The 11,058-nt window shown below is 68.3% G+C and carries 10 protein-coding genes; 4 read left to right on the top strand and 6 right to left on the bottom strand.

The annotated features are described in order from the left end of the window. Window positions 1–486: 486 nt before the first annotated feature. Window positions 487–2,016: an acyl-CoA synthetase gene (locus PUT80_RS29475; protein ID WP_275294149.1), complete on the bottom strand. Its 1,530-nt coding sequence runs from the start codon at window positions 2,014–2,016 to the stop codon at window positions 487–489. Between the two features lie 81 nt (window positions 2,017–2,097). On the opposite strand from PUT80_RS29475, the gene PUT80_RS29470 reads away from it, so the two are divergent. Genes PUT80_RS29470 through PUT80_RS29460 form a run of 3 tightly spaced genes read left to right on the top strand, consistent with a single transcriptional unit; the run spans window position 2,098 to window position 5,300 of the window. Beyond that, complete coding sequence (locus tag PUT80_RS29470; protein ID WP_037809997.1) at window positions 2,098–3,081, top strand: OB-fold nucleic acid binding domain-containing protein; 984 nt, start codon at window positions 2,098–2,100, stop codon at window positions 3,079–3,081. A 6-nt stretch (window positions 3,082–3,087) separates the two neighbouring features. Then, a complete protein-coding gene (locus tag PUT80_RS29465) occupies window positions 3,088–4,140 on the top strand; it encodes a thiolase domain-containing protein (RefSeq protein ID WP_275294148.1) in 1,053 nt (350 codons plus the stop codon). Further along, window positions 4,137–5,300 (top strand): thiolase domain-containing protein, encoded by a 1,164-nt coding sequence (locus PUT80_RS29460; protein ID WP_275294147.1) that lies wholly within the window; start codon window positions 4,137–4,139, stop codon window positions 5,298–5,300. The genes PUT80_RS29465 and PUT80_RS29460 overlap by 4 nt, the downstream gene beginning before the upstream one ends. A 32-nt stretch (window positions 5,301–5,332) precedes the next feature. On the opposite strand, the gene PUT80_RS29455 is transcribed toward PUT80_RS29460, so the two are convergent. The 3 genes from PUT80_RS29455 to PUT80_RS29445 form a co-directional block, all read right to left on the bottom strand. Further along, on the bottom strand, window positions 5,333–6,364 hold the full coding sequence (locus PUT80_RS29455) for a YhjD/YihY/BrkB family envelope integrity protein (RefSeq protein ID WP_275294146.1): 1,032 nt from the start codon (window positions 6,362–6,364) through the stop codon (window positions 5,333–5,335). Window positions 6,365–6,407: 43 nt separating this feature from the next. Beyond that, window positions 6,408–7,193, bottom strand: coding sequence for a transglutaminase family protein (locus PUT80_RS29450; protein WP_037809991.1), 786 nt, complete (start codon window positions 7,191–7,193; stop codon window positions 6,408–6,410). 66 nt (window positions 7,194–7,259) lie between these two features. Continuing rightward, on the bottom strand, window positions 7,260–8,486 hold the full coding sequence (locus tag PUT80_RS29445; protein WP_037809990.1) for a cytochrome P450: 1,227 nt from the start codon (window positions 8,484–8,486) through the stop codon (window positions 7,260–7,262). Window positions 8,487–8,742: 256 nt separating this feature from the next. Here PUT80_RS29445 and PUT80_RS29440 point away from each other — a divergent pair, with 256 nt between their 5' ends. Further along, window positions 8,743–9,873, top strand: a complete 1,131-nt coding sequence (locus PUT80_RS29440; protein ID WP_043829247.1) for a steroid 3-ketoacyl-CoA thiolase — start codon at window positions 8,743–8,745, stop codon at window positions 9,871–9,873. Window positions 9,874–10,074: 201 nt separating this feature from the next. On the opposite strand, the gene PUT80_RS29435 is transcribed toward PUT80_RS29440, so the two are convergent. Both PUT80_RS29435 and PUT80_RS29430 read right to left on the bottom strand, forming a co-directional pair. Continuing rightward, window positions 10,075–10,452: a VOC family protein gene (locus tag PUT80_RS29435; RefSeq protein ID WP_134668192.1), complete on the bottom strand. Its 378-nt coding sequence runs from the start codon at window positions 10,450–10,452 to the stop codon at window positions 10,075–10,077. A gap of 40 nt (window positions 10,453–10,492) precedes the next feature. Then, window positions 10,493–10,990, bottom strand: coding sequence for a pyridoxamine 5'-phosphate oxidase family protein (locus PUT80_RS29430; RefSeq protein WP_275294145.1), 498 nt, complete (start codon window positions 10,988–10,990; stop codon window positions 10,493–10,495). Window positions 10,991–11,058: the final 68 nt, after the last annotated feature.

Genomic DNA, 11,058 nt, shown 5'->3' with positions numbered 1-11,058 from the left:
CGACCGCGCCAACGCGACCGCATCCCGCCGGAACTCTTCCGGATACCTCGACGAACCAGACACAACAAACATCCTTCCCCAGGCCAAAGCCAAGGATCAGAGTGTCCGACCCGACGGGGGAACCTCACACAATCAGGCTGAGGGGTGGTGGGCCCCACCTAGCGACCATCTGACGGGCGGTGAGCCCCCATCCCACGACAGGGCCGAAGGCCAGCGGCCCACCCAACGACCAGCCTCAGGGGTGATGAGCCCATCCCACGACCAGGCCGAGGGGCGATGAGCCCCAACCCAGGACCAAGCCGAGGGACGGTGAGCCCTCACCCCACGGCCAGGCCGAGGGGCGATGGGCCCATCCCACAGCCAGGCCGAGGGGCAGTGAGCCCCACCCAGCGACCAGTCGAGGACGGTGAGCCCCCACCGAGGAGCAGCGGACCCCACCGCACCCTCCGCGTGCGAGCCACCGGGCCCCAGCCGCAACAACTCACCTCAAGAAACGTACAACTCCCGCAACTTCCGCTTATACAACTTCCCATTCGGATCCCGAGGCAATTCCGGCAAATAGTCCACCGACCGAGGCAACTTGAACCGAGCCAGCCGAGTCTCCGCATACGCCAGCAACTCAGCCGTCAACTCGTCCGACCCCTCAACCCCCTCCGCGGGCTGCACCACCGCCTTGATCTCCTCCCCCCAATCCTCATGCGGCACCCCGAACACCGCGACGTCCGCGATCTTCGGATGCATCACCAACTCCCCCTCGATCTCCGCGGGATAAATATTCACCCCGCCGGAAATGATCATGTCGGCCTTGCGGTCATGCAGGAACAAATACCCGTCCTCGTCGAGATGCCCGACGTCACCCAGCGTGAACAAATCCCCGACCCGGGCCTTCTCCGTCTTGGCCTTGTCCCGGTGATACTCGAACTTCGAGTCGCCCATCTTCATGTACACCGCACCGTTCTCGCCGACCGGCACTTCTTCCCCGGCATCGTCGAGGACCCGGATCGTCGACCCCGGCCACGGCAACCCGACCGACCCGGGCTTCCGCAGCCAGTCTTCGCCGGAAATCACCGTCCCGCCGCCTTCAGTCGCCGCGTAATACTCAGTAACGACAGGGCCCCACCACTCGAGCATTTGCCGCTTCACCTCAAGCGGACAAGGCGCGGCCCCGTGAATCATCACGCGCAGCGAACTCAGATCGTATTTCGTGCGCACGTCGTCCGGCAGGGCAAGCAACCGCCGGAACTGAGTCGGCACCATATGGCTGTGCGTAACCCGATGCCGCTCGATCAGCCTCAGCATTTCCTCGGCGTCCCAACGATCCATCAGCACCGCGGTATGCCCCAGCTGCAGCGAAATAGCCACAAAATTCAGCACCGCCGTGTGATACAGCGGCGACCCGCACAGATGCACGTGCTCGTCGAACGGCTGCAGCCCGAACACCCCGAAGAACCACGTCGAAGCAGCGGGCACCTGATCCGGATCCGCTCCGGTCAACGGCCGCTTGACTCCCTTGGGCCGTCCGGTCGTGCCTGAGGTGTAGAGCATCGGCGAACCGGCGGTCCGATTGTCCGGCCGCCCGTCCCCGAGCCCGGCACCCAATTCCTCGACCCGGCGGAAGCCCCGCACCGAACCGACGGCGAACCGCGCCGAAGCAGGCAGTTCGGCCTCGTCAGCCGCAGCCACCGCGACGTCGGCGAACCGCTCGTGCGCCAGAAACGCCTTGGCTCCGCCGTCGGAGAGGATGTACGCGACTTCCGGTCCGACGAGATGCCAGTTCACCACCACCACGTACAGCCCGGTCTGGATCGCCGCGAAGTACGCCGCGACCAGGTCGTCGCCGTTCGGCAGCAGCAGCACTACCGCGTCGCCGACGCCGAGGCCGAGTTCGCGCAGCCCCGAGGCGTACCGGTTGGCTTTCGCCGTCAGATCGCCGTAGGAAATTTCCCGCCCGTCCGGATCCACCAGCGCCACCCGGGCGGGCTCGGCCGCGGCGATGGTCCACAGTCCCAGGTCCATAGCTCCCAAATCTAGAACGCGTTCCACATAGACACAACAGGTTCCTTGCCTCGGATTCGAGAACGTGTTTCACTCGGAGCCGTGACGGTTTCGGATGCCCCTCTGTCGGCGCCGCTCAACGTCGGCTTCGACTACACCCGTTCGACCGGCCCGGTGCTCGGCCGGTTCGTCAACGCGCTTCGCGAACGCCGGATCGAAGGCGTGCGCGGCAGCGACGGTCGCGTGCACGTGCCGCCGGTCGAGTACGACCCGGCCACCGCGGACCCGTTGACGGAGTTCGTCCCGGTCGCCGACGAAGGCACCGTCGTTTCCTGGTCTTGGTGCGCGGATCCGCTCGACGGCCAGCCGCTGTCGCGTCCGTTCGCCTGGGTGCTAGTGAAACTAGACGGCGCGGACACCAGCCTGCTCCACGCGCTCGACGCCGGCTCGCCGGACAATGTCCACATCGGACAGCGGGTGCGCGTGCGGTGGGCGGACGAAACCGTCGGCCACATCCGCGACATCGCGTATTTCCTGCCCGCGGACGCGCCGGACACCACGCCCACCGAGGCCGCACCGCCGGTGGCGGAACGCGAGGAAGGCGCGCCGGTCAGCGTGATCATCACGCCGGTGCACCTGAAATACCAGCATTCCGCGTCGCCGGAGGAAAGCCGGTACCTGCGCGGTCTTGCCGAAGGCCGGATGCTCGGCCAGCGCTGCCCCGAATGCGGCAAGGTCTACATTCCGCCGCGCGGCGCGTGCCCGGTCGACGGCGTGCCGACCACCGACGAGGTGGAACTGCCCGACACCGGCATCGTCACGACGTTCTGCATCGTCAACGTGCCGTTCCTCGGCCAGCGCATCAAACCGCCGTACGTCGCGGCCTACATCCTGCTGGACGGGGCCGACATAGCCTTCCTGCACCTGGTGCTCGGCTGCGCCGCCGAGGAGGTCCGGATGGGCATGCGCGTGCGCGCCAACTGGCGGCCGCGCGAGGAATGGTGGACGTCGCTGGAGAACATCAGCCACTTCGAACCCACCGGCGAGCCGGACGCCGAGTACGAGACCTTCGCCCACCACCTGTGAGGAACCATGCCTGAAGTAGCCGTAGCCGGTTTCGCGCAGGCGCCCAACGTCCGCAAGACCGAGGGCACCACCAACGGCGTGGAAATGCTCGTGCCGATCCTCGCCGAGGCCTTCGCCGCGACCGGACTGTCCAAACAAGACATCGGGTTCTGGTGCTCCGGCTCGTCGGATTACCTTGCCGGGCGCGCGTTTTCGTTCATCGCCGCGGTGGACGCACTGGGCGCGTTCCCGCCGATCAACGAGTCCCATGTGGAAATGGACGCCGCCTGGGCGCTGTACGAAGCCTGGCTGAAGATCCGCACCGGCGAGGTCGACACCGCGCTGGTGTACGGATTCGGCAAAGCCAGCGCCGGACAGCTCCGCCGGGTCATGGCGATGCAGCTGGACCCGTACCTCGTCACTCCGCTGTGGCCGGATTCGCTGGCGATCGCTGGGTTGCAAGCCCGGTTGGGTCTCGAAGGCGGGCTGTGGTCCGAAAAGGACCTGGCGGAAGTCGCTGCCCGATCGCGGGCGAACGCGGCGAACAACCCGGCCGCGCAGCTGTCCGGAACCGTGGACGTCGCCGAACTGCTCGACACCCCGTACGTCGCCGATCCCCTTCGCGCACATGACATCGCGCCGGTGACAGATGGCGCATCGGTGATCATCCTGGCTTCGGAGGAACGAGCCCGCGACCTCGTGGAGCGGCCCGCGATCATCTCCGGGCTGGACCACCGCATCGACTCCCCCGTTCTCGGCGCGCGCGACCTCACGCGTTCCCCGTCGACCGCCGCTGCCGCGGCCCGGCTGGATCTCGACGGGGTCGAACTGGCCGAACTGCACGCGCCGTTCACGCACCAGGAACTGATCCTGCGCCGCGAACTCGGTCTCGATGACAGCGTCCGGATCAACCCGTCCGGCGGTGCGCTCACCGGGAACCCCATGTTCTCCGCCGGGCTCGCGCGCATCGGCGAGGCCGCCGCGCGCATCCACCGCGGAGAGGCGGCTAAGACGCTCGCCCACGCGACCAGCGGACCTGCCCTGCAGCAGAACCTCCTCGCCGTGCTGGAGGCACGATGACGAAACAGCTCGCCGCGGTGCTCGGGACCGGGCAGACGCACCACCGCGCGAAGCGCACCGACGTGTCGATGGCCGGTCTGCTCCGCGAAGCGATCGACCGCGCGATGGCGGACGCCCAGGTCAGCTGGGACGACATCGAGGCCGTCGTGATCGGCAAGGCGCCGGACCTGTTCGAGGGCGTCATGATGCCCGAACTGTTCCTCGCGGACGCGTTGGGCGCGAACGGGAAACCGTTGATTCGCGTGCACACCGCAGGTTCGGTCGGCGGGTCGACCGCGCTGGTCGCCACGTCGCTGATCCAGTCCGGCGTGCACCGGCGCGTGCTGACGGTGGCGTTCGAGAAGCAGTCCGAATCGAACGCGATGTGGGGCCTGTCGATCCTGCCGCCGTTCCAGATGCCGGTCGGCGCTGGCGCCGGTGGCTATTTCGCGCCGCACGTGCGGTCCTACATCCGCCGTTCCGGCGCGCCTGAACACATCGGGGCGATCGTGGCGGCGAAGGATCGGCGCAATGGCGCGCTGAATCCTTTCGCACACTTGCAACAGTCCAATATCACGGTCGAGTCGGTGCAGGCGTCGCAGATGCTGTGGGACCCGATCCGGTACGACGAAACGTGTCCGTCCTCCGACGGCGCCTGTGCGATGGTGCTCGGCGACGAAGCCGCCGGCGACGCGGTGCCGGGCGGCGCGGCGTGGATCCATTCGACGGCGATGCGGACCGAGCCCACGACGTTCGCCGGACGCGACCAGGTCAGCCCGCAAGCCGGTCGCGACGCGGCCGCCGCGTTGTGGCGCGACGCGGGCATCAAGGATCCACTGTCCGAAGTGGACGTCGCGGAGATCTACGTGCCGTTCTCCTGGTTCGAGCCGATGTGGCTGGAAAACCTCGGCTTCGCCGCCGAAGGCGAAGGCTGGAAGATCACCGAAGCCGGCGACACCGCGATCGGCGGACGGCTGCCGGTGAACCCGTCCGGCGGCGTGCTGTCGTCGAATCCCATTGGCGCGTCCGGGATGCTGCGGTTCTCCGAAGCGGCCAAACAGGTGATGGGCCGAGCTGGCGACTACCAGGTGGACGGGGCCCGGATCGCGATGGGGCACGCCTACGGCGGCGGCTCGCAGTACTTCAGCATGTGGGTCGTGGGTGCGGCTAAGCCCTCGTGAGTGTTCCAGCCGGTTAGAACCGGATTAAACACTCACGAGTCCTTTCGCCGCCCCCTCAGCGCGACCAACGTACCCAACGCCCCCACCATCGCCCCAAGCAGAGCCGCCTTCGCGCTGTCCTGCTTGGGCGCGATGATCGGGCGCAGCTGCGTCGCCGCCGGGGGCTGGATCGGTTTGCGCGGTGCGTCGCGGGCGGTGGCGGTCCAGGCGGTGATGTAGATGAGCATCCGCGCGATCAGCGAGATGAAGAACAGCAGACCGATCACCGAACCGAACGCCACGCCGGACGGCGACTTGCTGATCAAGTTCAGGTAGAACCCGCCGGCCAGTTTGAGCAGCTCGAATCCGATCGCCGCGGCGACCGCGCCGCGCATCGCACTGCGCCATCCGACCCGCTCCCGCGGCAACCGGGTGAGCACCCACAGGAACACCATCCAGTCCGCGACCAACGCCAGCGGCACCGACACGAACGACAACAGGTTGTGCCCCCAGCTCGTGTCCTCGACCCCGACCAGCCCGAGCAGGGAACGGCCGACCGCGGTGCCGGACACCGAGATCCCGAACGACACCAGCAGCGCCGCGGCGAGCCCGAGCAACGCCAGGATGTCCATGAGGATCGTGCGCAGCAGCGGCCCGTCGGACCGGTTCTGGCCGTACATCGCGGTGAGCGCGTCCCGCAGCGCGTTCATCCAGTTCCAACCGGAGTACAGGCCGACCACCAGACCGGCGACCCCGACGCCGGTGCGCTGCTCCACGAACCCGGTCAGGATCGACGACACCTGGGCGCCGATCGGGCCGGGCAGCGATCCGGAAATGCCGCGCACCAGCGCGTCCAGCAGATGCGGCTGCGTCGCGAGCACGAACCCGGCCGCCGACGAGGACAGCATCAGGATCGGCACCAGCGAGAGCAGGCTGAAGTAGGTGATCGACGCGACGTAGTGGTAGCCGCCGTAGTCGATGTACCGGTTGGTGGCGCGCGCGATGTGGTCCAGCCATCGGTACCGGGCTCGCGCGCGGGCCCACTTGCTCGGCCCGGGGGTCTTGCGGGAACGCTTCACCGTCACTGTTTACCCAGCGGACGCGCTGTTTGTCGCAAAAGACACGCATTCAGGCCAGTACGACCGGGGCGTGCCCGTCGTCACGCGGCAGCGGCTCGTCGGTCGTGGCGAAGACGGTCGCGCCGAGGAAGTCGAGTTCGCAGCCCAGCGTCGCGAGGAACGGGGTGTCGGCGGCGTCGCGTCCGGTCGCGATGCGGAGCATGGTCTGGCGCGGGGCCAAGCGGGTGGCGTCGAAGACGTACCAGCGGCCGTCGATCCCTGCTTCGAAGACTGCGTGGAAGTCCATCGGCTGCAAACCCGGCGCGTACACCGACGTGTAGCGCGCGGGTACGTCGACGAGCCGGCACAGCGCGACGCATACGTGCGCGAAGTCACGACAGACGCCTTCGCCGGCGAGGAGCGTGTCGATGGCGTCGTGGGTGGGGCCGCCGGAACCGACGGCGTACACGAGCCTGCGGTGTACGTGGTCGACGATCGCCTGCACTCGTGCCCGCGCGCCGTCCAGTTCTCCGATGCCCGGCGGCAGCAGTCCGCCCATCCGGTCGGACGGGCAGTAGCGGCTGGGCCGGGTGTACCGCGCGATGTCGGCGAGCGTGACGGGTTCGGCGTTGCCGCGGTGCAGCACACGTTCGCCGTGATAGGCGACGCGATGCTCGCCCTCGGCGAGGTCGTAAACCTCCGCGCGCGTGCCGTGTTCGAACTCGGCGGTGCGCGCGGAACCGGCGTCGGACACGGTGAGTTCGCCGGCGTCCGCGCGCACGGCGGCGACCGAGATCGCGGCGAGGCCGGGTTTCGTCACCCGGACGCCGAATTCCGCGTCTACCGTCGTGCGCACGGGGCCATCATGCCGGTGCGCCGCGCTCCTTGCCGGTCAGGTCGTTTCCCCGGGCGTTTCGCCTGCTCAGGCGTAGCGGACCTGGTAGTGCTTGATCCCGTTGAGCCAGCTGGAACGCAGCCGCTCGGGAGCGGAGACCTCCGCGATGTTCGGCATGACCTCGGCGATCGCGTTGAAGATCAGGTCGATCTCGAGCCGGGCCAGGTTCGCGCCGATGCAGTAGTGCGAACCGGTGCCGCCGAAGCCGACGTGCTGGTTGTCCTCGCGCAGGATGTCGAATTTGCCGGGCTCGTCGAAGACCTCGGGGTCGAAGTTGGCCGAACTGTAGAACATCCCGACGCGGTCGCCCTTGCGGATCTGCGCGCCGCCCAGTTCGGTGTCGCGGGTCGCGGTGCGCTGGAACGCGACGACCGGCGTCGCCCAGCGGACGATCTCGTCCGGCGCGGTCTTCGGGCGCTGCTCCTTGAAGACGTCCCACTGGTCCGGGTGGTCCAGGAACGCCTTCATGCCGTGCGTGATCGCGTTGCGGGTGGTCTCGTTGCCCGCGACGGCCAGCAGGATCACGAAGAAGCCGAACTCGTCGGAGCCGAGCGATTCGCCGTCGACGTCGGCCTGGACGAGCTTCGTGACGATGTCGTCCATCGGGCAGCGGCGGCGGTCCTCGGCCATGTTCCAGGCGTAGCCGACGAGTTCCGCGGACGCGGCGATCGGCTCGAGGTCGTATTCCGGGTCGTCGTAGGCGATCATCTGGTTGGACCAGTCGAAGATCTTGAGCCGGTCCTCCTGCGGCACGCCGATCAGCTCGGCGATCGCCTGCAGCGGCAGCTCGCACGCGACGTCGGTGACGAAGTCGCCGGAGCCCTTCTTCTTGGCCTCGTGCACGATCCGCTCGGCGCGGTCGCGCAGGGTGTCCTCGAGCTTCGCGATCGAGCGCGGGGTGAACCCCTTCGACACGATGCGGCGGAGCTTGGTGTGCTGCGGCGCGTCCATGTTCAGCAGGACGAGCCGGTTCGCGTCGAGGCCCTCGGCGGTCATCTGGTCGTCGAACCGGATGATCGCGGTCTTCTCCCTCGACGAGTAGAGCTCGCTGTCGCGCGAGACCGCCTTGACGTCGGCGTGTCGCGTGACGACCCAGTAGCCGTCGTCGCCGAATCCGGCGGTGTTGTGCGGCTGCGGGTTCCACCAGACGGGCGCCGTGCGGCGGAGTTCGGCGAACTCCTCCAGGGGCAGCCGGCTGGCGTAGAGGTCCGGATCGGTGAAGTCGAAACCGGCGGGCAAAAGCGGGGCTGCCACGGCTTGGCCTCCTGCGCGGGATCGGCGGTGATACCCAACTGCAACGCGTTCTATGACCCCAGTAGAGCATACGGTGTTAACCAACGGAACCCGCTTGAGTGAAACCTGTTTACTTTACCGTTCCAGAATCTGTTGGTGCAGGTGAGCGCTCGCTCATCGGCTGGTGATCGACTTCCGCGCTGTCGTGCGCTCGCTTGTCATTAACAGGAACGTGTTCTAGTTTTGCGAGGTACGGAGCTTCCGGAAGGGGACACTCGTGGGCGAACCGGTGATCGTGGCCGCGGCACGCACGCCGATCGGCAAGCGCGGCGGCTGGCTGTCCGGCCTGCACGCGGCCGAACTGCTGGGCGCGGCGGTGCGCGGGGTGGTCGAACGGGCGGGCATCGATCCGGCCGAGGTGGAGCAGGTGATCGGCGGAGCGGTCACGCAGGCGGGCGAGCAGTGCGGCAACCTGACCCGCACCGCGTGGCTGCACGCGGGCCTGCCGGAATCGACCGGGGCCACGACGATCGACGCGCAATGCGGTTCGGCGCAGCAGGCCGCGCATCTGGTCGCCGGCTTGATCGCGGCGGACGCGATCAGCGTCGGCGTGGCGTGCGGTGCGGAAGCGATGAGCCGGGTGCCGCTCGGCGCGAACCGCGGCGAGGGCGTCGGCTCCCCCAAACCGGACGCGTGGTCGATCGACATGCCGGACCAATACGGTGCGGCGGAACGGATCGCGATCCGGCGAGGCATCACGCGCGAGGACGTCGACGCGTTCGGAGTGCGGTCGCAGGCCAACGCCGCCGCCGCGTGGTCGGCCGGGCATTTCTCGCGGGAAATCGTGCCGGTCACGACGGAAGCCGGTGTGGTGGACCGGGATCAGGGCCTGCGGGAGACCACAATGGAGGGTCTGGCGCGGTTGAAGCCCGTGGTGCCGGACGGAATCCACACGGCGGGCTCGTCGTCCCAAATCTCCGACGGCGCCGCGGCGGTGCTGATCATGGACGCGTCGCTGGCGCGCTCGCTGGGCCTGCGCCCACGCGCCCGGATCAGGCGGCAGGCATTGGTCGGCGCGGAACCGTACTACCACCTCGACGGCCCGGTGCAGGCGACGACGCGGGTCCTCGAGGCGGCCGGGATGAAGATCGGCGACGTGGACCTGTTCGAGGTGAACGAGGCCTTCGCGTCGGTCGTGCTTTCGTGGCAGCGCATGCACAATCCGGACGAGACGCGGGTGAACGTCAACGGCGGAGCGATCGCACTGGGACACCCGGTCGGCAGCACCGGCGCGCGACTGCTGACGACCGCCCTGCACGAACTGGAACGCCGCGACGCGACGACGGCGCTGGTGTCGATGTGCGCGGGCGGGGCGATGGCTACGGCGACGATTCTGGAGCGGATCTGAGCTGGCGGAGCATCGTTCCTGCGACGAGGTGGGAGCGCCGCTGAGCAGGCAGCCCGGGTCTGGTCGGGCCCGGGCCGGTTTTTGCCGCGCTGGTGCCAATTCCGCTGCGGCAAGGAAACTCTCGCGCGGGAAGCAGCGGGGTCGGTGCCGTGGCTGTAACGCGCCAGGGCCAAGAATTTTCCGCCGCCGGTGCGGTGGCGGTTAAGGCCGGTCGTCAGTCCAGAAGCAGAACGGATGCCCAACCGGATCCAGCAGCACGCGCACGTGCTGTTGCGGCTGAAACTCGGCCATCCGAGCCCCGGCCGCGACCGCCTTCGTGACTGCGGCTTCCAGCGCGGCGCGTCCGTCGACCTCGAAGTCGAGGTGCAGTTGCATCTGCTGCTTCCCCGCGTCGACAGGCCACACTGGCGGCACGTACTGCGTCTCCAGCTGAAACGACAGACCAGCCCCGCCGCCGGAAGGACGCAACGTGACCCACTCCGGTTCGTCGGCGCCGATCGGCCATCCGAGCAGTTCCCGGTAGAACTCGGCCAGCGCTCGGGGGTCGGGCGCGTCGAGGACGGTGGACGTGAGTTTCATCAGCCCAGGCTAGGGCTCCGCGGGGTCCGCTCCACGCTCCTCAACCGTTCTCCTCCCCCGTCAACCCCAGCTCCGTCCGGACCGCGGGACCGTTGTCCGGCCTCGCGAAGCGCACCCAGCTCCCGGGGTGCCACGATTCGATCCACAGCGTGTTGTCCTCCACCCACGTGACCACGGCCTCCCGCAGATCCAGCCGGAACAGGTGGCTCTCCTGTCCTTCCTGGATGCGTGCGACCTCCGCCGGCTCGGTGATCTCCACCGCGTGGCCGGCGATTTTCGCGTCGCCGCCTTCCTCGATGCCGGGGTAGGCGTGCAGGGCGAAGCGGCCGTCGCGCTGGAGGTCGCGGGCCTTGCGGGCGTCGAGCATCGACCCGATGTACGCCTCGCCGTCGCGGAAGTCGATCTCCGAACCGCTCACTCGCGGCGAACCGTCGCTGCGCAGGGTGGCCAAGACGTGCGAATCCGCGGCGGCGAAGCGGGCTCGTACGCGCGAGGCCAATGCCGGGGTGGCGGCACTGAACTCATCCCAACTCGTCATTCCCGGAGTCTCGCACCCCCCACCGACAAAAACCGGCGTCCCGGAAGCGATCGGGTGACCCGGGTTGT

It is taken from the genome of Amycolatopsis sp. La24 (assembly GCF_029087445.1).
Taxonomy (GTDB): domain Bacteria; phylum Actinomycetota; class Actinomycetes; order Mycobacteriales; family Pseudonocardiaceae; genus Amycolatopsis; species Amycolatopsis nivea.
This window is presented reverse-complemented; position numbering and strand designations above follow the sequence as displayed.

Coding starts and splice junctions, on each gene's coding strand:
- PUT80_RS29460 (WP_275294147.1), top strand. CDS start 4,137: ATGACGAAACAGCTCGCCGCGGTGCTCGGGACCGGGCAGACGCACCAC.
- PUT80_RS29475 (WP_275294149.1), bottom strand. CDS start 2,016: ATGGACCTGGGACTGTGGACCATCGCCGCGGCCGAGCCCGCCCGGGTG.
- PUT80_RS29430 (WP_275294145.1), bottom strand. CDS start 10,990: ATGACGAGTTGGGATGAGTTCAGTGCCGCCACCCCGGCATTGGCCTCG.
- PUT80_RS29435 (WP_134668192.1), bottom strand. CDS start 10,452: ATGAAACTCACGTCCACCGTCCTCGACGCGCCCGACCCCCGAGCGCTG.
- PUT80_RS29465 (WP_275294148.1), top strand. CDS start 3,088: ATGCCTGAAGTAGCCGTAGCCGGTTTCGCGCAGGCGCCCAACGTCCGC.